The 21,626-nt window shown below is 54.1% G+C and carries 20 protein-coding genes and 1 tRNA gene; 20 read left to right on the top strand and 1 reads right to left on the bottom strand.

The features are described from left to right. Positions 1-62 precede the first annotated feature (62 nt). The 9 genes from recJ (at position 63) to J5067_RS11520 (ending at position 8,309) form a co-directional block, all read left to right on the top strand. Positions 63-1,796 (top strand): single-stranded-DNA-specific exonuclease RecJ, encoded by a 1,734-nt coding sequence (gene recJ, locus J5067_RS11560; RefSeq protein ID WP_264651171.1) that lies wholly within the window; start codon positions 63-65, stop codon positions 1,794-1,796. 124 nt (positions 1,797-1,920) lie between these two features. After that, positions 1,921-3,019, top strand: a protein-coding gene (gene prfB, locus J5067_RS11555; RefSeq protein WP_222159568.1) for a peptide chain release factor 2 whose coding sequence is annotated in 2 segments (ribosomal slippage) — positions 1,921-1,995 and positions 1,997-3,019 — 1,098 coding nt in all. Because the reading frame shifts where the segments join, the coding sequence is not laid out codon by codon here. An 8-nt stretch (positions 3,020-3,027) separates the two neighbouring features. Next, positions 3,028-4,545: a lysine--tRNA ligase gene (lysS, locus tag J5067_RS11550; RefSeq protein WP_264651170.1), complete on the top strand. Its 1,518-nt coding sequence runs from the start codon at positions 3,028-3,030 to the stop codon at positions 4,543-4,545. Between the two features lie 140 nt (positions 4,546-4,685). Continuing rightward, positions 4,686-5,453 (top strand): AraC family transcriptional regulator, encoded by a 768-nt coding sequence (locus J5067_RS11545; protein WP_264651169.1) that lies wholly within the window; start codon positions 4,686-4,688, stop codon positions 5,451-5,453. A gap of 67 nt (positions 5,454-5,520) precedes the next feature. Then, positions 5,521-6,204 carry a LysE family translocator gene (locus J5067_RS11540; protein ID WP_264651168.1) on the top strand — a complete coding sequence of 228 codons (684 nt, stop codon included), beginning with the start codon at positions 5,521-5,523 and terminating at the stop codon, positions 6,202-6,204. 82 nt (positions 6,205-6,286) lie between these two features. Next, positions 6,287-6,360: transfer RNA gene (locus J5067_RS11535), tRNA-Gly, on the top strand. A gap of 229 nt (positions 6,361-6,589) precedes the next feature. After that, complete coding sequence (locus J5067_RS11530; protein WP_264628203.1) at positions 6,590-6,799, top strand: hypothetical protein; 210 nt, start codon at positions 6,590-6,592, stop codon at positions 6,797-6,799. A gap of 2 nt (positions 6,800-6,801) precedes the next feature. Then, on the top strand, positions 6,802-7,689 hold the full coding sequence (locus tag J5067_RS11525; RefSeq protein WP_264628204.1) for a hypothetical protein: 888 nt from the start codon (positions 6,802-6,804) through the stop codon (positions 7,687-7,689). Positions 7,690-8,147: 458 nt separating this feature from the next. Continuing rightward, the gene (locus tag J5067_RS11520; RefSeq protein ID WP_319802390.1) at positions 8,148-8,309 is read left to right on the top strand and encodes a hypothetical protein; all 162 of its coding nucleotides are present in this window, start codon (positions 8,148-8,150) and stop codon (positions 8,307-8,309) included. 147 nt (positions 8,310-8,456) lie between these two features. Here the strand turns inward: J5067_RS11520 and J5067_RS11515 are convergent, their stop codons facing one another. Further along, complete coding sequence (locus J5067_RS11515; protein WP_264644105.1) at positions 8,457-8,741, bottom strand: HigA family addiction module antitoxin; 285 nt, start codon at positions 8,739-8,741, stop codon at positions 8,457-8,459. A 447-nt stretch (positions 8,742-9,188) separates the two neighbouring features. Between J5067_RS11515 and J5067_RS11510 the strand changes: the two genes are divergently transcribed. The 11 genes from J5067_RS11510 to arnE all read left to right on the top strand — a co-directional run bounded on the left by J5067_RS11510 (position 9,189) and on the right by arnE (position 21,626). Further along, positions 9,189-11,624: a DMSO/selenate family reductase complex A subunit gene (locus J5067_RS11510; protein ID WP_264651167.1), complete on the top strand. Its 2,436-nt coding sequence runs from the start codon at positions 9,189-9,191 to the stop codon at positions 11,622-11,624. Positions 11,625-11,637: 13 nt separating this feature from the next. Then, positions 11,638-12,264, top strand: a complete 627-nt coding sequence (locus J5067_RS11505) for a DMSO/selenate family reductase complex B subunit (RefSeq protein ID WP_264651166.1) — start codon at positions 11,638-11,640, stop codon at positions 12,262-12,264. After that, entirely contained in the window at positions 12,257-13,033 is a 777-nt protein-coding gene (locus J5067_RS11500) for a DmsC/YnfH family molybdoenzyme membrane anchor subunit (protein ID WP_264651165.1), read from the top strand. The genes J5067_RS11505 and J5067_RS11500 overlap by 8 nt, the downstream gene beginning before the upstream one ends. Before the next feature lie 55 nt (positions 13,034-13,088). Then, positions 13,089-13,682: a molecular chaperone gene (locus J5067_RS11495; protein ID WP_264644109.1), complete on the top strand. Its 594-nt coding sequence runs from the start codon at positions 13,089-13,091 to the stop codon at positions 13,680-13,682. Then, positions 13,682-14,224 carry a ferredoxin-type protein NapF gene (gene napF / locus J5067_RS11490; protein WP_264644110.1) on the top strand — a complete coding sequence of 181 codons (543 nt, stop codon included), beginning with the start codon at positions 13,682-13,684 and terminating at the stop codon, positions 14,222-14,224. The genes J5067_RS11495 and napF overlap by 1 nt, the downstream gene beginning before the upstream one ends. 397 nt (positions 14,225-14,621) lie before the next feature. After that, the gene (gene arnB, locus J5067_RS11485) at positions 14,622-15,761 is read left to right on the top strand and encodes a UDP-4-amino-4-deoxy-L-arabinose aminotransferase (RefSeq protein WP_264651164.1); all 1,140 of its coding nucleotides are present in this window, start codon (positions 14,622-14,624) and stop codon (positions 15,759-15,761) included. A gap of 1 nt (position 15,762) precedes the next feature. Beyond that, on the top strand, positions 15,763-16,755 hold the full coding sequence (gene arnC, locus J5067_RS11480; protein WP_264651316.1) for an undecaprenyl-phosphate 4-deoxy-4-formamido-L-arabinose transferase: 993 nt from the start codon (positions 15,763-15,765) through the stop codon (positions 16,753-16,755). After that, positions 16,752-18,731, top strand: coding sequence for a bifunctional UDP-4-amino-4-deoxy-L-arabinose formyltransferase/UDP-glucuronic acid oxidase ArnA (gene arnA / locus J5067_RS11475; RefSeq protein ID WP_264651163.1), 1,980 nt, complete (start codon positions 16,752-16,754; stop codon positions 18,729-18,731). Before arnC ends, arnA begins: the two co-directional genes overlap by 4 nt. Further along, positions 18,728-19,645: a 4-deoxy-4-formamido-L-arabinose-phosphoundecaprenol deformylase gene (arnD, locus tag J5067_RS11470; RefSeq protein ID WP_264644113.1), complete on the top strand. Its 918-nt coding sequence runs from the start codon at positions 18,728-18,730 to the stop codon at positions 19,643-19,645. The genes arnA and arnD overlap by 4 nt, the downstream gene beginning before the upstream one ends. Then, the gene (arnT, locus tag J5067_RS11465; RefSeq protein ID WP_264627813.1) at positions 19,645-21,303 is read left to right on the top strand and encodes a lipid IV(A) 4-amino-4-deoxy-L-arabinosyltransferase; all 1,659 of its coding nucleotides are present in this window, start codon (positions 19,645-19,647) and stop codon (positions 21,301-21,303) included. The genes arnD and arnT overlap by 1 nt, the downstream gene beginning before the upstream one ends. Continuing rightward, on the top strand, positions 21,300-21,626 hold the full coding sequence (gene arnE, locus J5067_RS11460) for a 4-amino-4-deoxy-L-arabinose-phosphoundecaprenol flippase subunit ArnE (RefSeq protein ID WP_264627814.1): 327 nt from the start codon (positions 21,300-21,302) through the stop codon (positions 21,624-21,626). Before arnT ends, arnE begins: the two co-directional genes overlap by 4 nt.

The raw sequence follows: 21,626 nt of genomic DNA, 5'->3' as shown, positions 1-21,626 counted from the left end.
TTGTCCCATTGAAAAGCGATAACGTGTGATGCACTCCGTTATGCAGTGGAATTGAAAATAAAGTGGAATTAAAAACCATACTCCGCCGGCGTCCTCTGGCGGAAGGCTCTGGGCTTCCCGCAACGCTTCCTCCGTTACTACGTCGGCTGTATGCGCAGCGCGGCGTCACCGAGGGCCAGGAACTGGATCGCAGCCTGCGCGGCCTGCTTGATTATCGCCTGCTTGATGGCATTGACGATGCGGTGGTGTTGCTGCAACAGGCGCTGGCAGAACAACGGCGCATCGTCGTGGTCGGTGATTTTGATGCCGACGGCGCGACCAGTACCGCGCTGGCTGTGCTGGCGCTGCGCAGCATGGGCGGTAGCCGGGTGACCTATCTGGTGCCGAACCGCTTTGAAGATGGCTATGGCCTGAGCCCGGAAGTGGTGGTGCAGGCCGAGAAGCTGGGTGCAGAGCTGATCCTGACGGTGGATAACGGCATTTCATCCCATGCTGGCGTGGATGATGCGCATCAGCGCGGTATTCAAGTGTTGGTGACCGACCATCACCTGCCGGGGGAAACGCTGCCCGCCGCCGATGCCATGATTAACCCCAATCTGCGCGACTGCGCCTTTCCTTCCAAATCGCTGGCCGGCGTCGGTGTGACGTTTTACCTGATGATGGCGCTGTTTGTGCGTCTGCGCGACAGCGGCTGGTTTAGCCAGAAAGGGTTGGCGGAACCGAAACTGGCCGAACTGCTCGATTTGGTGGCGTTAGGCACGGTGGCCGACGTGGTGCCACTTGATGCCAACAACCGTATTCTGGTGTCGCAAGGGTTGAATCGTATTCGTGCCGGCAAGTGTCGCCCAGGCATTCGTGCCTTGCTGGAAATCGCCAACCGCGATGCCAGCCAACTGGTGGCAAGCGATCTGGGTTTTGCGATTGGGCCACGTCTCAATGCGGCAGGACGTTTGGATGATATGTCGATTGGCGTGGCGCTGCTGCTGTGTGATGACATCGTCGACGCGCGGATGCAGGCCAGCGATCTTGATGCGCTCAATCTGGCGCGGCGTGAAATCGAGCAGGAGATGCAGGCGGAAGCCATGCAACTGTGCGAAAAGCTGGAGCACGGCCTTGAACAACTGCCGCTGGGAATCGCCATGTATCATCCCGAATGGCATCAGGGCGTGGTCGGTATTTTAGCATCGCGGCTTAAAGAGCGTTTCCATCGCCCGGTGATCGCGTTTGCACCGGCGGGCGAAGGGGTACTCAAAGGCTCTGGTCGTTCGATTCCCGGTCTGCACTTGCGCGATGCGCTGGAGCGACTGGACACCCGCTATCCGGGGCTGATGGTTAAATTTGGCGGCCACGCGATGGCGGCGGGGCTATCGCTGGAAGAACATCAGTTTGATACTTTCCGTGAGCGCTTTGGTGAACTGGTCGGCGAGTGGCTGGATGAATCACATCTGGAAGGGGTTATCTGGTCTGACGGCGAACTGATACAAACCGAGCTGAATCTGGTGACGGCAGAGATGCTGCGCGATGCCGGGCCGTGGGGACAAGCGTTTCCTGAACCCACGTTTGACGGGCGTTTTCGTATCTTGCAGCAGAAGCTGTTGAAAGAGCGCCATCTGAAGCTGATGCTGGAGCCGGTCAACGGCGGGCCGCTGCTGGACGGTATCGCGTTTAACGTGGATACCCGTTGCTGGCCCGACAGTAGCATTCGCGAGGCGGAACTGGCCTACCGCCTTGAAGTTAACGAGTTTCGCGGTAAACGCAGCGTGCAATTGTTGATACAGCATTTGTGGCCGGTGTAGCGAGTCATCGTCCGTATGGGTAAAATTGCGCCAGACGGCTATAAACCTGGGGTGTATTCCGCTAGAATAACCGGTTTATATCCATTTTTCTCCGTCGCTTGACGGCTAACGTAAGACGCTAATCATGTTTGAAATTAATCCGGTAAAAAACCGCATTCAGGACCTGTCTGACCGGACAGCTGTTCTGAGGGGGTATCTTTGACTACGATGCCAAGAAAGAACGCCTGGAAGAAGTAAACGCCGAGCTGGAACAGCCCGACGTCTGGAATGAACCTGAGCGCGCACAAGCGCTGGGTAAAGAGCGCTCCTCGCTGGAAGCGATCGTCGATACCATCGATCAGATGACGCAGGGACTGGAAGACGTTTCCGGCCTGCTCGAACTGGCAGTGGAAGAGGACGACGAAGAGACGTTTAACGACACCATCACCGAAGTGGATGGGCTGGAAGCCAAGCTGGCACAGCTTGAGTTCCGCCGCATGTTCTCCGGCGAATACGACAGCGCCGACTGCTACCTCGATATTCAATCCGGCTCCGGCGGGACCGAAGCGCAAGACTGGGCCAGCATGCTGCTGCGCATGTACCTGCGTTGGGCCGAGAGCAAAGGCTTTAAGACTGAAGTGATTGAAGAGTCTGAAGGGGAAGTCGCGGGCCTCAAATCGGCCACCATCAAGATTATCGGTGACTATGCCTTTGGCTGGTTGCGTACCGAAACCGGGGTGCACCGTTTGGTGCGTAAAAGCCCGTTTGACTCCGGTGGTCGCCGTCACACCTCATTCAGTTCCGCGTTTGTCTATCCGGAAGTGGATGACGATATTGATATCGAAATCAACCCGGCAGATCTGCGAATTGATGTGTATCGCGCCTCCGGTGCTGGTGGACAGCACGTTAACCGTACCGAATCTGCGGTGCGTATTACCCACTTACCCACCAACATTGTTACCCAGTGTCAGAACGACCGTTCACAGCATAAGAACAAAGATCAAGCGATGAAACAGCTGAAAGCGAAGCTGTACGAGTTTGAGATGCAAAAGAAAAACGCTGAGAAGCAGGTGCTGGAAGACAACAAGTCCGATATCGGTTGGGGCAGCCAGATTCGTTCCTACGTACTGGATGATTCCCGAATCAAAGACCTGCGCACCGGGGTGGAAACGCGTAATACCCAGGCCGTGCTGGATGGCGATCTGGACCGATTTATTGAAGCAAGTTTAAAAGCGGGGTTATAACAAGTCACATGGCTGAGTCACAATCACAGGGTGCCGATCAGGCGCTGGATCTGAACAACGAATTGAAAGCGCGCCGCGAAAAACTGTCGGCGCTGCGTGAACACGGTATCGCATTTCCTAATGATTTCCGCCGTGATTCCACTTCTGATGCGCTGCACGCCGCTTACGACGATAAAGAAAACGAAGAGCTGGAAGCGCTGGGCATCGAAGTGACCGTGGCGGGTCGTATGATGACGCGCCGCATTATGGGTAAAGCCTCGTTCGTGACGTTACAGGATGTGGGTGGCCGCATTCAGCTGTACGTGGCGCGTGACGATCTGGCGGAAGGCATCTATAACGAGCAGTTCAAAAAATGGGATCTGGGCGATATCCTGGGCGCGCGCGGCAAGGTGTTCAAAACCAAGACCGGTGAGCTTTCCATCCATTGTACTGAACTGCGTCTGCTGACCAAGGCGCTGCGCCCGCTGCCGGACAAATTCCACGGTCTGGCGGATCAGGAAACCCGTTATCGTCAACGCTATCTGGATCTGATCGCCAACGACGAATCGCGCAACACCTTCCGCGTGCGTTCACAGATCATGTCCGGTATCCGCCGTTTCATGGTGGAGCGTGGGTTTATGGAAGTTGAAACCCCGATGATGCAGGTGATCCCCGGTGGTGCTTCCGCACGTCCTTTTGTGACTCACCATAATGCGCTGGATATTGACATGTATCTGCGTATTGCGCCGGAACTGTACCTGAAGCGTCTGGTGGTCGGTGGTTTTGAGCGTGTGTTCGAAATTAACCGTAACTTCCGTAACGAAGGGGTTTCGCCGCGTCACAACCCGGAATTCACCATGATGGAACTTTATATGGCCTATGCCGATTATAAAGATCTCATCGAGTTGACCGAGAGCCTGTTCCGCACCCTGACGCAAGACGTGCTGGGCAGCACCACGGTGCCTTACGGCGATCAGACGTTTGATTTTGGCAAACCGTTTGAGAAGCTGACCATGCGCGAGGCGATCTGCAAATATCGCCCGGAAACCAACGTGGCGGATCTCGACGATTTCGATAAAGCATCGGCCATCGCGACATCTCTGGGAATCAAGATCGAGAAAGGCTGGGGTCTGGGCCGTATCGTGACCGAGATCTTTGAAGAAACCGCAGAAGCAAATCTGATCCAACCGACCTTTATCACCGAATATCCGGCGGAAGTTTCACCGCTGGCGCGTCGTAATGATGACAACCCGGAAATCACCGATCGTTTCGAGTTCTTTATTGGTGGACGTGAAATCGGTAACGGCTTCTCCGAGTTGAACGACGCAGAAGATCAGGCAGAGCGCTTTGCCGATCAGGTACGCGCCAAAGACGCGGGCGACGACGAAGCCATGTTCTATGACGAAGACTACGTCACCGCGCTGGAACACGGCCTGCCGCCAACTGCGGGTCTGGGCATTGGTATCGACCGTATGGTGATGCTGTTTACCAACAGCCACACCATTCGTGACGTCATCCTGTTCCCGGCGATGCGTCCGCAGAAGTAAGCTTCTTCGAACGACGGATGCGTAATAAACCCCATGCTTGCATGGGGTTTTTTTATCCCTAATCATCCCGCGAGTCATGCTGGTAAACCCACAGAGAAAAATGCTACCGTCACGCTTCTGTTTCGGGGGGAAGTGGCTCCATGATTACCTATCGTGATGGCTGGTTTGAACTGGCGTTGTTAGAAAATACCGGCGGATTTCCACGCCATACCCATGATGAATATGTGATTAGCGCCAACCTCAACGGCGTGGAGCATGTCTGGCTGGATGGCAACACCTTTGATGTCGATCCCCAGATGGTGACCACCTACAATCCGCATCAGCTACAAAGCGGTGATAACAGCGATGGGCGCTGGCAATGTGCTTCGCTCTACGTACAACCCGGCGCTTTCGAGCATTTCTTTGGCCGCACCTTTCGGTTTGCACAAGGGGTGCAACAGACTCCCGCTCTGGCGCAACAGTTGAAACTATTGGCAAGCCCCAGCGATGAGCCGGGCGATGGCGAGATGTATCAGGAGCGGCTGGTGCTGCTATTGGCCGCGTTGATGGACAACGACATGGGCAGCCCTGCGCCGTTAAAAATGGTTAGCGAGGGCGGCAGAGTCAAACGCATCAAGGCGCGTTTACTCGATTGCCTCGCAGAGCCGCCCAATCTGGATGCGTTGGCGCGTGATGAACACATTACCGTGGCGCATCTGGTGCGCAGTTTTCATCAGGAAGCCGGTATGCCGCCGTTGGCCTGGTTGATGCAGCGCCGTATCGGCAAGGCCCGTGAGCTGCTGCGTCAGGGCATGAGCATCACTGAGGTTGCCCTTAGTCTTGGCTTTGCCGATCAGGCGCACTTCACCAAAACCTTCAACCGCTTTAATGCCATGACGCCGGGGCGTTTTCAGCGTATCAATTTCTGACAATACGTCCTGTCATCGACCCCGTAGACTTGCGTTTATTGTTGATGTCTGCGGAGCTGTGGCGGTTATGTTGTTAGTGGTGCTAAATGGCATTTTGCTTTCCCTCTCGCTGTGCCTGGATTTGGGGATGGTGAATACGGCGATCATTAACCGGGGTATGCGTGACGGGCCGCGCGCCGCGTTTATGATTGGCTTTGGTTCCTGTTTTGGCGATCTGGTCTACGCGGCACTTTCTGCGTTTGGCTTAGCGGTTGTCTTTACCGCGCTGCCGGTACGCTGGGCGCTGTGGATTGGCGGCGGTGCGATTCTGCTGTGGATGACGTGGAACATGGCGCGCATGGCCTGGCGTGATTATCAGACGCAGCGGTTAGCGCCCGTGGACGCCGATGTGACTGATGTTCCGGTGGTGGCAAAACGGTTTCGCGGCTATGACTTTCTGAGCGGCATGGGGATGGCGCTGGCATCACCGACCGCGCTGCTGTGGTTTGCAGCGATTGGCGGCTCGATTATCGCGCAGTCAACGGACGGCTCAACGCTGATGGTGAGCGTGTTTCTCAGCGGCTTCTTTATCGGTGGATTGCTGTGGACGCTGTTTCTGGCCGGCATGATCAAGTATGGCCGACAGGCACTGCAAGGGCGGCTGACCTTTTACTGTTATGTCATCTCGGCACTGCTGTTTGCCTATTTTTCCGTGCAGGTTATCTATCACGGCTACCAAACGCTGCTGATCCCACTGACAACCGTTGACTGATCGCTCAATACGCCACCACTTTCGCCGGGTTTTTGCTTGCCCGGCAAGCGGATAGCGCTATAATGCCCAACGCACACCTGATGCGAGTGTAGTTCAATGGTAGAACGAGAGCTTCCCAAGCTCTATACGAGGGTTCGATTCCCTTCACTCGCTCCAAACACACTTCTCACGATGTCCAGTAAAGTCAACCAAACCCGGATACCGCAGCCTTTCACTAAATACTGATTATCTCGACGTCTACTCCCGACTACCATGCCGAAGGCAGATACTCGCGTATGGATGCGCTAACCGCCGCGCAAAATCATTCTGATTGATTTTGCATCATTGCTCATTTTTGAGTACGATTACCCCAGAGGTAAACACAATGTTTGCTAAGGAGGATGACATGGGAATTTGGTTCTCTCGCAAAAAAACGAGTAACAATTGTTCCGATCCTCAGGCTAATAGCACAGATGTTACGGCGTCAGCACAGGTTGACAAACGTGGTGGGGTTTACATCTCATCTCAGCAGATATCTGAACTTCCTGAGGTTAAAGAGATGCGCCGTCTTGCTGCTACAATTGTTAAACAGGATCTTGCCACTGTAAGGAAATAGTATTGCTGGCCTTGTTAATTATCCCTATCTTGGTTAGCGGCTATATTATGATAACCGCTAATCAATACCACTATTTCCGCTTGTATCGTCATGAAGGTCAACTGCTCTATATGAAGGTTGCTGCTCTGGGCACATTCTGCTTGGTTGCAGCAGTTATCATCGCGGCAGGCGTCAAATATTTTTACCCAGATTTCCGCCTTGTTTCTGATATGATTAATATCTTTAAGGTAACATCTAAACCAGAGATAGACAGGGTTTATATGTGGTTAATTTTATTATCAGCCACATCAATATGTTTTTCTTTGCTTTATGTTTCGGTCGTTTGGGTTAAGGACTTCATACGTGGTTGCTATTACAAACGCGAAGTTTATAACGATATAACTCAGGCAATGAGAGCGCGAGTATTACGAAAAACATACTCTCAGGGTTCACGTGATATACTTTTACTGGATGCCATTGAATCAGTACCGAAAAGGCCAATGTTGCTCACGCTTTCATCAAACAAAGTATATGTTGGTTTAATCAATGGAGCTGGCGAGCCAACGGAAAATCAGGGACCACATCAGCATATTTCATTCGTTCCGCTAATGTCAGGGTACCGGCACAAAGAGAATTTATCAGTTACTTTTACTAACGCTTACCCCGGTGAAATACAGGTTAAAAGGAATGCTGCGGTACAGGGCGTCAGTAAGAGGAAAGTACAAGGTCTTGAAATTATGATATCCATTGATGAAATCAGTTATATATCATGGTTTGATTTTCAGGTGTATCAAGCGACTAACAACAAAATTGAAAGCAGAGGCCATGTTATTGGCGTTACGAAAAACGGAAGAAATATTTACCGAAGGCCGAATAAACCGAGTGAACTCGCATCACGAACTTCTTTGTGAGTTGTGGTATGCATAAATGAATTTAATTAGTACCTATCATCCTACGCACTATACCCAAGCCGTTTATGCATAATCAGCGCTTACTCTATAACACTCTCGCTGCCGTCACTAAACCAATGTAACGTTTTATCATGCCCAGCAATTAAATTGGGTGACATTGGTTTTTTTGACTTATCTTTTCAATAAAGAACTCTACTGCTCGTTGTGAGAAGTTCACATTTACATTTTTGAGGTCATTCCAAAGCGATGCTTGGTTAACTGGGATTGATTGCCCGTCTCTTTCAATGGTCACCTCTGCAACCGGCTTCACTTTCGAATAAGAGGGTGTATTTTCCCAATCACCATGGCTGACGCACAGTCTACCCAAACTCGCCTCAAATATCAGTACTGTATTTATCGAGGCTCCCCGCAGGATAAGGCGTTAACGCGTTGCCAACTGCTCTCTAAGGCGGTGCCCCATGTTTGATAATACACCGTTGGGCGTGGAGGAGATTATCGATCAGTGTCGCGCGCTGGCGTATGCAACGGTTGAGCTGAGCCGTCTGAGGCGACAGACATTCTGGCATTTATCCTGTCAGAACGACTGGATTGCCTATATCACACCTTTCACCATCCGGTAGCGGCGGGTGAGTACCACTAACGTTGTGGTTGTGTGTAGCACCGTGAAGTGTCTGTAAATCGATATTCAAAAAGTTCGTCTCGGGAACATGGGCTGATAGTCAATATATCGCCCTACTTAGCCCTCTATGCCTCAACATTTTTTACTATTACGCAAAAGACAGTTTATGCAGGTGGCTCAAGTCGAAGGTTTTTTTTGCTTCGTGCAGGCTGTAGTTTGCCTGAATTTTTAGCCAGGTTTCCGGTGTGCTACCGACAACAACAGACAGGCGTAACGCCATTTCAGGTGTAACCGATGTATGACCGGAAAGCAGACGGCTGGCTGTAGAGGGGGCGATATCCATTGCTTTAGCGAATTGCCGCAGGCTGATGTGCATATCTTCCAGTATTTCCCCGATAACGTCGCCGGGGCGGGCGGGGTTAGCCATAACCATGTCATATACCTTCACATGTTCCTCATTAGGGGAACAGTATAACCAGTGTTCCCTAATGAGGAACATATCATTGTTTATTGACAGAGACGGGGTTTGAGATTGGTTTTATTTAACTTATTGATTTTATATATAAATAATTAATAGGCTATTTTTTGTTCTTCAAGGTAAATATTTTTTACAAATCCTGTGTCGTGATATTTTCACTTACTTATATATAGATGAAATACTATTCATAAATGGCAATAAATATCATTATCATTACCTGCGTTTTTGCAAAAAGGCAGCATTTAACACCAAAATCGCTATGTATTTAAGTAAATAACGCCTTGTCACGATCACATTTCTACCCTTTTAGGGGTAATAGGCCTTACCCGCTTGATCGATATCAATCCCACATTATTAGCAAGCCTTTATGGTTAGCAGGGTAAGCAAAGTGGGATAATAATCATGAAGAAAATTATTGAAGACCTTTTACATCAGGAAATATCTCGTCGGGACGCGGTGATCGATGCTGCCAAGATCGGTTCGGCGGTGGCGATTACCAGTGCCATCACCTTGCCGTTTTCTGCCAATGCACAACCTGCGGTGACGCCGACCGGTGTGGTGAACGACAATGAAACCGTTCGCCACAGCGCGTGTTTGGTCAACTGCGGCAGCCGCTGCCCTCTGAAGGTGATTGTGAAGGACGATCGCATCGTGCGTATCGAGCCGGAAGATGCCAAAGATGACAGCGTGTTCGGTGAACACCAGATTCGCCCTTGCCTACGCGGGCGTTCTAACCGCTGGCGTGTTTACAGCCCGGACCGTATTAAATACCCGATGAAGCGTGTCGGTAAACGCGGTGAAGGCAAATTCAAACGCATCAGCTGGGAAGAGGCGACCGCGTTTGTCGCCTCGGAAATGAAGCGCATTGCTGAGAAATATGGCAATGAGGCGATCTACTACAACTATCAATCCGGTGCCTATTACCACAATCAGGGAACGCACGCGTGGAAACGCCTGCTGAACCTGACGGGCGGCTACCTGAACTATCACAACACCTACTCTACCGCGCAAATCGCCACCGCCACGCCGTACACGCACGGCACCTATGTCGGCAGCCACTTTACGCAAATTGCTCATTCCGATCTGGTGGTGTTTTTTGGCCTCAATCTGTCGGAAACTCGTATGTCCGGCGGCGGACAGGTGGAAGAGTTGCGCCGTGCGTTAGAAAAATCTCAGGCTCGCGTGGTGATCATCGATCCGCGTTACACCGATTCCGTCATCACCGAGCATGCCGAATGGCTGGCGATTCGCCCGACCACCGATGCGGCGTTGGTCGCGGGGTTGGCTCACACCCTGATTAGCGAAAACCTGATCGACGAAGCGTTGGTCAACCGTTACAGCGTCGGGTTTGATGCCAGCACGTTGCCCGCGTCTGCGGCACCGAATGCCAGCTACAAGGATTATATTCTGGGAACCGGGCCAGATGGCATTGCCAAAACGCCGGAATGGGCGGCGAACGTCACGGGCATTCCGGCGGTGCGCATTCGTCAATTGGCGCGGGAAATCGCGGGCGCACGTGCCTGCTATATCGGTCAGGGCTGGGGGCCGCAGCGCCACGCCAACGGCGAGCAAACCGTGCGCGCTATCCAGACGTTGCCAGCGCTCACCGGTCACTTTGGCTTGCAGGGCACCAACAACGGTAACTGGCCTTATGGCACACCTTACGGTGTTCCAACCTTGCCGGTGGGCAGCAACCCGATCAAAACCTCGATCCCTTGTTACCTCTGGACGGATGCCATTCTTAATCCCGAAAAAATGACGGCCACTACCATGGGCGTGAAAGGCGCAGATAAGCTGCGCGTCGGCATTAAGATGGTGGTCAATCAGGCTGGGCAGGCGCTGTTGAACCAACACGGTGATATCAACCGCACGCGCAAAATTCTGGCGGATGACACCTTGTGTGAAACCATCGTGGTGATTGATAACCACATCACACCCAGCGCCAAGTTCGCCGATATCCTGTTGCCGGAAACCAGCTATCTGGAAGCGGAAGATCTGGTTGATAGCTCGTATTCAACGGGCTCGCACAACTACATGATCGCTATCCAGAAAACCATCACGCCGATGTGGGAAGTGCGTAGCACCTACGATATTTGTGCTGATATTGCCGGTCATCTGGGACTGAAAGAGCAATTCACCGAAGGCCGCACGCAGGCGCAGTGGGTAGAAAAACATTACCAGCAGGTGAAAGAGAAACGCACTTACTTGCCAGAATGGTCGGTTGCGAAAGAGAAGGGTGTTATCGATCAACAGATCGCGACGGAAAAACAGAGCATCGCTTTTCTGGATTTCCGGGCTGATCCGCAGGCCAATCCGCTGAAAACACCGTCAGGCAAGATCGAGATCTATTCCGAAGCGCTAGCGAAACTGGCTCAAACCTGGACGCTACCCGAAGGCGATCGTATTCCGGCGATCCCTGAGTTTTGCGTGGTGCGTGAATCTCATCTCAATAAAACCATGACGGCCAAATATCCGCTGCAACTCAGTGGGTTCCATACCAAGGGCCACACCCACTCTACCTACAGTAACGTGCAATTCCTGCATGAAGCGGCACCGGATGAAGTCTGGATCAACCCGATCGATGCGGCCGCGCGCCAACTGAAATCTGGCGATCGCGTGCGTGTATTTAACGATCGCGGTGTGGTGGAAATTCCCTGCAAGGTCACTCCCCGCATTCTCCCGGGCGTCGCCGCTATGCCGCAAGGGGCCTGGACACGCCTTGACAGCGCGGGTGTCGATGTTGGCGGGTGCATCAACACCCTGACTTCCCAGGATCCTTCGCCGCTGGCGAAAGGCAATCCGCAACATACCAACCTGGTTGAGATTCAGCGCGCTTAAGGGGATATGACTGATGACACAATATGGCTTTTTCGTTGACTCCTCGCGCTGCTCGGGCTGCAAAACCTGTCAGGTCAGCTGTAAGGATAATAAAGATCTGGATCTTGGGCCGAAGCTGCGCCGGGTCTATGAATACGGCGGCGGCAGTTGGGTGAAAGAGGGCGAGTCCTGGCAAAACGACACCTACAGTTACTACCTGTCGATCGCCTGTAACCACTGTGACGATCCGACCTGTGTGGCCGGTTGTCCGACCGGTGCCATGCACAAGCGCAAAGAAGATGGGCTGGTGCTGGTGGATGAGAACGTGTGCGTTGGCTGCCGTTACTGTGAGATGCGTTGCCCCTACGGTGCGCCGCAGTTTGATGCACACGCCAAGGTGATGCGCAAATGCGACGGCTGTCTGGATCGATTACAGAAAAATCTGCGCCCGATCTGTGTCGATTCCTGTCCGCAGCGCGCGCTGGATTTTGGGCCCATTGATGAACTGCGTGCCAAATACGGTACTGAAAACCAGATCGCACCGTTGCCTTCTGCGTCGCTGACGCACCCGAATCTGATCGTCAAACCGCACCCGAAAGCGCGGCCGAGCGGCGATAAAGACGGTGCTATTCAAAACTTGCAGGAGGTGCGCCATGCATGAGTTGCCTTTGGTGTTTTTTACCGTGCTTACGCAGAGTGCGGTGGGAGCGTTTATTCTGCTGTTGGTGGCGAGGACGTTAAAACAGCTGGAGGCGCGGCCGTTAGCGATTGGGCTGTTTGCTGCAATGTGTCTGTTTGGTCTGGCCTTGCCGATTGCGGGGCTGCATCTCGGGCAGCCACTGCGTGCCATGAACGTGCTGCTGCGCGCCGGGCACTCGCCGATGAGCAACGAAATCGTGCTTTCGTCGCTGTTTTGCGCGTTCGGCGGCCTCGGGGCGCTGGGGTTGCTGCTTAATCGCGGCGCACAGCGCCTGTTCAGCGCGCTGACCTGGATTGCCGCCGTGGTGGGGGTGCTGTTCTTGTTGGCTATCCCGCGCATTTATCAGTTGCCGACAGTAGCGACCTGGAACACCAACTACACGCTGTTGATGATGCTGCTGACGCCAATGATTGGCGGCGGTGCGCTGGCGGCGGTATTGGGTGCGCGCCGGATTGGGCTGGCCGTGAGCGTATTGGCGACGCTGGTGAGCTTCTGCCTGCGTCCGGGCTACATGGCAACCTTGATGAGCGCAGACAGTGCGCTAACCAGTGCACAGCTTGCCTGGTTCAGTGCGCAAGCAGTTCTGCTCGCCGTGGGGGTAGTCGGGGCGATGGTGCATGTCCGTTATAAAACCGGACGCTCACTGCTGGCGGCCAGTGCGCTGGTGGTGATTGTCGCTGAGCTGGCGGGCCGTGTCGCGTTCTACAACCTGTGGACGTTGCCGATGTAATGCCGTGCCGCCCTGCAAGCTATTGCCCAGGGCGGTATCCTAAGGGGAGAGCCCGATGTCATCTATTGCCGTGTTGCCGCGTTTTTTAGGCGCACTCTTTTACTACCCGCCGACACACCCCGATGTGCAGGCGATCGTTGCGAGCTTATCTGCGCTGCCTGCGCTGTGTCCCTGGGCAGAACGCACCGAAATGGAAGCGCTGTGTCAGCGCTGGCCGGTGCCTGATGCAGAAGCGTTTATCTGGCAACACTCGGTGCTGTTCGAAGGGCAGGGAGAGATGTTTGCACCGCCTTGGGCGTCGGTTTATCTGGAAAACGACAACCTGCTAATGGGAGAAAGTACGGTGCGTTATCGTGCTTTTCTGCACCAGCACGGGCTGTCGTTTACCGGTGTGCAGCAGGAGCCTGAGGATCAGTTCGGGTTGATGCTGCTGGCGTTCGCGGCACTGTTGGAACAAGAGAAAGAGCAGGCGGCACACACGCTGCTGGAAACGTATTTGCTGCCCTGGAGCGATCGCTATCTGGAACGCTTACAGCAAAATCCTCACAGCCCGTTCTATGCCCAACTGGCAGCGGTAACCCGATTGCTGCTACGGGGCATGCAGCGTCATTATGGGTTGCAGCCCGAAACGCCACGGATGTTTTTCTGATGGAAAAGGATGAGCGCTACTATCGCGGGTATTTGTCTCATCGCTACGTCAGTCGGCGCGGGTTATTCCGCGCCTTTCTTAACGCTTCGCATCCGCGAGAGTCGCTACCCGATCGCGCCCAACCGCGTGCGCCACTTCCTCCCGGTGCGCTGCCTGCACCGCAGTTTTATCAACAGTGCAATCGTTGCCAGCAGTGCGTTAACGCTTGCCCGATGGGCGTGTTGATCGTCAATGACGAGGGTTATCCGCAGTTGGCTATCGAGTACGCCAGCTGCGATGGCTGTCAGACATGTATTTCGCACTGCCCGTCGGGGGCGCTATTGCCACAGGCACACTTTGATACCGGATTACGTCCGGCGATCGGTGCCACCTGCATCAGTCAGCAACGTCATTGCCGCAGTTGCATCGATACCTGCCCAAGTCAGGCGCTTTCCCTCAGTGAGCGTGGGTTGCCTGATGTGGACAGCACGCGTTGTCATGGCTGTGGAGAGTGCTTGATTCAATGTGAAATTCAGGCAATTTCGCTGACGCCTTTCGCTTAAATAACACCTCAATATCGACCCCGCCCTACAATCATTTACGCAGTGGTAATGTGATTTTTATTTTTGAACGTGATGTTATTGTGACGTCAATGGCTATTATTGTTTTTTAAATAAAACCTCAATGAATATATAAAATAAGAAGAGACGATTGAACTTTTAATTTAATCGCTTTATTAAACGTATTTTAAACACAGTTCGGATGAGACGTGTTTAGGGTGTTCATCTGAGTTATTTTAGTAATGCGTACCTGTATCATTATTTGTAATGGTTAAAAAACAGGGCTCGACTATATTTACCAGCCAACTTTTTTCTTATTTCCTTTCAGGGAGTAATAGAAATTAAGGCGGTGAAATCATGATGTTTTTTACGTTTATTATTTTATCACCAGGATATTGTCATGCTTGATTTTTTACCTTTCTCTCGCCCCTCTCTGGGAGAGGAGGAGATTGCTGCCGTGAATGCGGTCATGTTATCCGGGTGGATCACCTCAGGGCCAAAAAATCAGCAATTGGAAGCTGCTTTTTGTTCGCTAACCGGCAACAAGCACGCCATTGCTGTCAGTTCTGCGACGGGCGGGATGCATGTAACCTTGATGGCGCTGGATATCTCCCCTGGCGATGAAGTCATTACCCCCTCGCTGACCTGGGTTTCTACCCTCAACATGATTGTCTTGCTCGGCGCTGTGCCGGTGATGGTGGACGTCGATCGCGATACGCTGATGGTTACGCCGGAGGCCATTGCTGCCGCTATCACGCCGCGTACGCGTGCCATTATTCCGGTGCATTATGCTGGTGCGCCGGCCGATATGGATGGGATTCGCGCTATTGGTCATCGTCACGGCATTCCCGTTATTGAAGATGCCGCTCATGCCGTTGGGGCTGAGTATCGCGGCGCCCCCGTCGGGGCGCAAGGCACCGCGATTTTCTCCTTTCATGCCATCAAAAATATGACCAGCGCTGAGGGCGGACTGGTGGTCACGGATGATGACCAGCTTGCCGAGCGTATCCGTAGTCTTAAATTTCACGGCCTGGGCGTGAATGCTTACGACAGACTTGCACAGGGACGTGCACCCCAGGCAGAAGTAATAACACCGGGCTACAAATACAATCTCAGTGATATTCATGCTGCCATTGCGTTAGTGCAATTTGGCAAGCTGGCGCACGTTAACCAACGGCGTCAGGAGATTGCGCAGCGCTATTTATCTGAGCTTGCCGATACGCCACTGCTGCCGCTAAGTCTGCCTGAATGGCCGCATCACCACGCCTGGCATCTGTTTATCTTGCGTGTGGATGCTGAACGCTGCGGTATTTCACGCGATGCATTAATGGCCGCGCTGCAAGCACAAGGGATTGGCACCGGTCTGCATTTTCGCGCGGTCCATACCCAGAAGTATTACCGTGAGCGTTTTCCCGCACTTGAACTTCCTCATACGGAATGGAACAGCGAGCGCCTGTTATCCATTCCCCTGTTTCCGGATATGACCCATGACGACACATCACGCGTTATCGATGCGCTGCGCAAACTTGCCTGCGGTTGATATGTTCACCTTGCCACCGATAAACAAAGTCTCCGTTGTCATCCCGGTATTCAACGAGCAGGAGAGCCTGCCCACGCTGATTCAGCGCACGTTGGCTACCTGTGAGACGCTGGGTAAGGCCTATGAGATTGTGCTGGTCGACGATGGCAGCAATGACAACTCGGCGCGACTGATGACGCAATTCAGCGAAATGCCGGATAGCCACACGATCGCCGTATTGCTTAACCGGAATTACGGCCAGCACGCCGCGATCATGGCGGGGTTCAGCCATGTGACGGGCGATTTGATCATTACGCTGGATGCCGATCTCCAGAATCCGCCGGAAGAGATCCCGCGTCTGGTGGCAAAGGCCGATGAGGGCTATGACGTAGTGGGCTCGGTGCGCCAAAACCGCCAGGATAGCCTGTTTCGCAAAATGTCATCGCGCCTGATAAACCGTTTTATCCAGCGCACCACCGGCAAGGCCATGGGCGATTATGGCTGTATGCTACGCGCTTATCGACGCCATATTGTCGATGCCATGTTGACCTGCCACGAACGCAGCACCTTTATCCCCATCCTGGCCAATATCTTTGCGCGTAAGGCGACGGAGATTCCTGTCGAGCACGCTGAGCGCCTGCACGGTGATTCCAAGTACAGTGTGATCGGTTTGATCAGCCTGATGTATGACCTGGTGACCTGCCTGACCACCACCCCTTTGCGTCTGCTCAGCGTGATCGGTAGCGCCATCGCGCTGTCCGGGTTCTTGCTGACCTTTGTGCTGGTGGCGTTGCGTCTGGTATTCGGGCCCGAATGGGCGGCCGAGGGTGTTTTCATGTTGTTCGCCTTGCTGTTCAGCTTTATTGGCGCGCAGTTCGTGGGGATGGGAATACTGGGTGAATATATTGGCCGTATTTACAACGATGTGCGTGCTCGCCCTCGTTATTTTGTGCAACGCGTCGTTAAGGGCGAGGCCTGCAAAGACGAGACTCGCCAAGAGAGAAATGTGAAATGAATACCGTTGTTTTTGCTTATCACGATATGGGATGCGTTGGCATCAATGCCTTGCTGGCCTGTGGCTATCGCATCAGTGCTATTTTTACCCATGCGGATACGCCCGGTGAAAATCCTTTTTTTGGCTCGGTGGCTCGTATTGCCGCCAGAACGGGCATTCCTGTCTATACACCGGAAGACGTGAATCACCCGCTGTGGCGTGAACGCATTCGCGCGCTCGCACCGCAGGCCATTTTTTCTTTCTATTACCGCCGTGTGCTGAGTGAAGACATTTTGCAGTGCGCACCTTTAGGCGCGTTTAACCTGCATGGCTCACTATTGCCGCAATACCGTGGCCGCGCACCGCTGAATTGGGTATTGGTCAACGGAGAAACGCAAACGGGCGTCACGCTGCACCGCATGACGTCAGAACCCGACGCGGGCCCGATCGTCGCACAACGGCGGGTTGATATCGCACCCGATGACAATGCGCCTGGCTTGCATCATAAACTGTGCGAATCCGCAGACCGTCTGTTACGCGATATTCTGCCGGTGATTAAATCCGGTAACTATCCGCAACAGGAGCAGGATCACGCACAGGCCAGCTATGTCACCCGGCGAACCCCGGAGGCGGGGCGGATGGACTGGTCACGGCCCGCGCATGAATTGTACAACCTGGTGCGTGCGGTCACGGACCCGTGGCCGGGCGCCTTTTGCTATGCCGGTGCGACACGCTTGACGGTGTGGTCTTCCCGTCTGCGGCCAGATTTCCCTAGCGCACCGAGTGGAACCGTGTTGTCCGTTTCACCGCTGGTGGTTGCCTGCGGTAGCGGTGCGCTGGAGATTGTGACCGGGCAGAGTGACAACAGCGTGTTTATGGCGGGTGAGCAACTGGCACAAACCGTAGGCATGGTGGAAGGGGCCAGGCTGAACGCCTGCTTGCCATGCCAAGCTAAGCGCGTACGGGTATTGATCCTCGGGGTAAACGGTTTTATCGGCAACCACCTGACGGAACGGTTGCTGCAAGATGAAAATTACGAAGTCTACGGCTTGGATATCGGTTCCGATGCCATTGCCCGTTTCCTGCTCAATCCACGTTTTCACTTTGTTGAAGGCGACATCACCATCCACTCGGAGTGGATTGAGTATCACATCAAGAAATGTGATGTCGTTCTGCCGCTGGTTGCTATTGCCACGCCGATTGAATACACGCGCAATCCGCTACGGGTATTCGAACTGGATTTTGAAGAGAACCTGAAAATCGTGCGTAGCTGCGTCAAACACCAGAAGCGCATCATCTTCCCTTCCACCTCTGAAGTGTATGGGATGTGTAGCGATAAGGTGTTCGATGAAGATCGCTCATCGCTGGTGGTGGGGCCGATTAACAAACAACGTTGGATCTATTCGGTTTCGAAGCAACTGCTGGACCGAGTGATCTGGGCCTATGGTGAAAAGCAGGGACTGCGTTTTACGCTGTTCCGCCCCTTCAACTGGATGGGGCCACGGCTTGATAGCCTGGATGCCGCCCGCATCGGCAGCTCGCGCGCCATCACGCAGTTGATTCTGAATCTGGTGGAGGGATCGCCCATCAAACTGATTGATGGCGGTGAACAGAAGCGCTGTTTTACCGATATCAACGACGGCATCGACGCGTTATTCCGCATCATTGAAAACCGTGACAACAAGTGTGACGGGCGAATCATCAATATCGGTAATCCGAACAATGAGGCCAGTATCCGCGAACTCGCGGAGCTGTTGCTCGAAAGCTTTGAACGCCATCCGTTACGGCACATTTATCCGCCGTTTGCCGGCATGTGCGTGGTGGAGAGCGGCAGTTACTACGGTAAAGGCTATCAGGATGTGGAACACCGCAAACCGAGCATCGCCAATGCGCGCCGCCTTCTGGGTTGGGAGCCACAGGTCGAAATCCGCCAGACGATTGACGAAACGTTGGACTTTTTCCTGCGCGCTCACCCTACACCGGATTCCGCCCCATGAAACGTGTCGGGCTGCGTATTGATGTTGACACCTGGCGCGGCACGCGAGTCGGCATGCCGCGCCTGCTGGAAACGTTGGATCAGCATGGGGTTCAGGCAAGCGTCTTTTTCAGCGTTGGGCCAGACAATATGGGACGTCACCTTTGGCGTCTGGCCAAACCGGCTTTTTTGTGGAAGATGCTGCGCTCCAAGGCGGTTTCTCTGTATGGCTGGGATATCCTGCTGGCGGGGACTGCCTGGCCGGGCCGCCTGATTGGGCGCGGTAATGCGGACGTTATGCGACAAACGGCGCGTACCCACGAAGTGGGGCTTCATGCCTGGGATCACTTTGCCTGGCAAACCTGGGCGGGTATTTGGCAGCCAGCACAGTTACATCGCCATATCGACCTGGGTAAAACGGCGCTGGAGGATGTGCTGGGTCAGGCCGTCACCTGTTCCGCCGTGGCCGGGTGGCGGGCGGATCAGCGCATCATTGAAGCCAAGCAGTGCTTTGGTTTCCGCTACAACAGCGATTGTCGCGGAAGCACGCCATTTCGGCCCCGCCTGGCAGACGGTACATTAGGTACCGTTCAGGTCCCGGTCTCATTGCCCACCTGGGATGAGGTTATCGGTTCCACCGTACAACCGCAGCAGTTCAACCGCTATTTGCTCAACGCCATGCACAGCGCGAGAGGTACACCCGTGTATACCGTACACGCGGAGGTGGAGGGCATTGCCTTCCAGCGAGAATTCTCGGCGTTGCTCTCCATGGCACGTCTCGAAGGACTTGAGTTTTGCCCTCTGGGGACGTTGCTTCCAGAATCAGAAGCAGATTTGCCCGTTGGGCATGTAGTACGCAGCGCCATCGAAGGGCGGGAAGGATGGCTAGGCTGCCAACAGTGGTTGAATAGTCAACAATATCAGGTCGGTCAGTAATGAAGGCAGTAACCTACACGCTCGCATTGGTCGCTTTGTGGGCGCTCTATTACGTTATTCCCGTTGAATACCGCTTGCTCTGGCAGCCGGATGAAACCCGCTATGCAGAAATCAGCCGTGGCTTACTGGCCTCGGGGGATTGGGCGGTGCCGCGTTTTTTAGGTATTCGCTACTTTGAAAAGCCGATAGCGGGTTACTGGATCAACAATCTGGGTCAATGGTTTTTTGGTCATTCCAATTTTGCAGTGCGTGCGGGAGCGATATTCTCCTCTTCACTGACCGCCTGTCTGGTGGCGTGGCTCTCCTGGCGGATCTGGCGAGACACGCGTACTGCGCTGCTGGCGGCAGTCATCTACCTTACCTGCTTGCTGGTCTACGGCGTAGGGACTTACGCCGTGCTCGATCCTATGCTTGCGCTGTGGCTCTCGCTTGCCATGTGCAGTTTCTGGTATGCCGCAGAATCCGAGTCCGTAGGCAAAAAGGCCATCGGGTATCTGGTGCTGGGTGTGGCTTGTGGCATGGGGGTGATGACCAAAGGCTTTTTGGCGCTGGCGGTGCCCGTTATTAGCGTGCTGCCGTGGGTGGCAGAAAAGAAACAGTGGAAATCACTGTTGATGTATGGACCGTTAGCCGTGTTGAGTGCGGCGGCGGTGACATTGCCTTGGGCGCTAACCATCGCAGAGCGTGAACCGACATTCTGGCACTACTTTTTCTGGGTAGAGCATATCCAGCGCTTTGCGGAGGAGGGGGCGCAGCACCGGGCACCGTTTTGGTATTACCTGCCGCTGTTTCTGCTGGGTGCATTACCCTGGCTGGGCTTTCTTCCTGGTGCGCTGCGCCAGGGCTGGCGAGACAGGAAACAGAATAGCGGCCTGATCTATTTGCTGGGCTGGACACTCCTGCCGCTGCTGTTTTTCAGCCTCGCGAAGGGAAAGTTGCTGACCTATATTCTGCCCTGCTACGCGCCGCTGGCGGCATTGCTGGCGCATCATGTGCTGGGCGCTGCCCGCGAAGGTGGCAAGGCGCTGCGCGCCAACGCACTCATCAATATGCTGTTTGGTTTTACCGGCCTGCTAGCCGTGGTGCTGGTATTGGCTCCCCATCGGTTGGCGAGCTATCCGCTCTATACGCCGCAGGAGTATTGCAAGATGCTGGCGGCAGCGGTGATATTTCTCTGCTGGGCGCTGATAGGGGGGCTGGCGTTGGTGCAACCGCGTAACCGGTGGCCCTGCGCGGCACTGTGTCCGCTGGCATTGGCGCTGCTGGTGGGCGTTGCCGTTCCCGATCGTGTAGAGAATGCCAAACAGCCTCAGGCGATGATTGAGCCCGCTCGCGCGCAGCTGCAAGCGAGCCGCTATGTGCTGTCCAACAGCGTAGGGGTTGCCTCAGCGATTGCCTGGGAGTTACAGCGTGACGATATTTTTCTCTACAGCCGCCGCGGGGAACTGGCCTGGGGCTTGGCGTTTGAGGACAGCGCAGAACGGTTTGTCTCTGAAGAGGCTTTCCCTGACTGGCTCGCCGCTCACCGTCAGCAAGGCAATATTACGCTGATGCTGCTGCTTGACGATGACGACAGAACGACGATACATGCGCTGCCAACGCCGGACTGTGTCTATCAGCAAGGACGTTTTGCCGTTGTCGAGTATCACGCGCAGTGAGTGCATGGTTAGGGGTTTTGCTGGTCAGCATGCTGAGCTGCATGGGGCAGATGTGCCAAAAACAGGCGGCTGGCGCGCCTCATCGTACCTATGCGGTGCGATGGCTGTTTGCTGCTCTGCTGCTGCTGGCGCTTGCGCTATTGCTGTGGCTGGTCGTGCTACAGCAGCTTCCGGTCGGCGTAGCCTATCCGATGTTGAGCCTGAATCTGGTTTGGATCACGTTGGCGGCGCGCTGGATTTGGCGGGAACCGATTGATGCGCGGCATATCCTCGGCATTCTGTTTATCATCTCGGGCGTCGTTTTGCTCGGTGTTACGGCTTAG

The organism is Candidatus Symbiopectobacterium sp. NZEC151 (genome assembly GCF_025962655.1).
In the GTDB taxonomy this organism is placed as follows: Bacteria; Pseudomonadota; Gammaproteobacteria; order Enterobacterales; family Enterobacteriaceae; genus Symbiopectobacterium.
Note: the sequence above shows the minus strand (reverse complement) of the source record. Positions and strands in the feature narration are given on the sequence as shown.

Excerpts from the sequence above, each read along its gene's own strand:
- J5067_RS11505 (WP_264651166.1), top strand. The coding sequence starts at position 11,638 with ATGACACAATATGGCTTTTTCGTTGACTCCTCGCGCTGCTCGGGCTGC.
- J5067_RS11515 (WP_264644105.1), bottom strand. The coding sequence starts at position 8,741 with ATGGTTATGGCTAACCCCGCCCGCCCCGGCGACGTTATCGGGGAAATA.
- lysS (WP_264651170.1), top strand. The coding sequence starts at position 3,028 with ATGGCTGAGTCACAATCACAGGGTGCCGATCAGGCGCTGGATCTGAAC.
- napF (WP_264644110.1), top strand. The coding sequence starts at position 13,682 with ATGGAAAAGGATGAGCGCTACTATCGCGGGTATTTGTCTCATCGCTAC.
- J5067_RS11510 (WP_264651167.1), top strand. The coding sequence starts at position 9,189 with ATGAAGAAAATTATTGAAGACCTTTTACATCAGGAAATATCTCGTCGG.
- arnT (WP_264627813.1), top strand. The coding sequence starts at position 19,645 with ATGAAGGCAGTAACCTACACGCTCGCATTGGTCGCTTTGTGGGCGCTC.
- J5067_RS11495 (WP_264644109.1), top strand. The coding sequence starts at position 13,089 with ATGTCATCTATTGCCGTGTTGCCGCGTTTTTTAGGCGCACTCTTTTAC.
- arnD (WP_264644113.1), top strand. The coding sequence starts at position 18,728 with ATGAAACGTGTCGGGCTGCGTATTGATGTTGACACCTGGCGCGGCACG.
- J5067_RS11540 (WP_264651168.1), top strand. The coding sequence starts at position 5,521 with ATGTTGTTAGTGGTGCTAAATGGCATTTTGCTTTCCCTCTCGCTGTGC.
- J5067_RS11500 (WP_264651165.1), top strand. The coding sequence starts at position 12,257 with ATGCATGAGTTGCCTTTGGTGTTTTTTACCGTGCTTACGCAGAGTGCG.
- arnA (WP_264651163.1), top strand. The coding sequence starts at position 16,752 with ATGAATACCGTTGTTTTTGCTTATCACGATATGGGATGCGTTGGCATC.
- J5067_RS11520 (WP_319802390.1), top strand. The coding sequence starts at position 8,148 with ATGTTTGATAATACACCGTTGGGCGTGGAGGAGATTATCGATCAGTGT.
- J5067_RS11530 (WP_264628203.1), top strand. The coding sequence starts at position 6,590 with ATGGGAATTTGGTTCTCTCGCAAAAAAACGAGTAACAATTGTTCCGAT.
- arnB (WP_264651164.1), top strand. The coding sequence starts at position 14,622 with ATGCTTGATTTTTTACCTTTCTCTCGCCCCTCTCTGGGAGAGGAGGAG.
- J5067_RS11545 (WP_264651169.1), top strand. The coding sequence starts at position 4,686 with ATGATTACCTATCGTGATGGCTGGTTTGAACTGGCGTTGTTAGAAAAT.
- arnC (WP_264651316.1), top strand. The coding sequence starts at position 15,763 with ATGTTCACCTTGCCACCGATAAACAAAGTCTCCGTTGTCATCCCGGTA.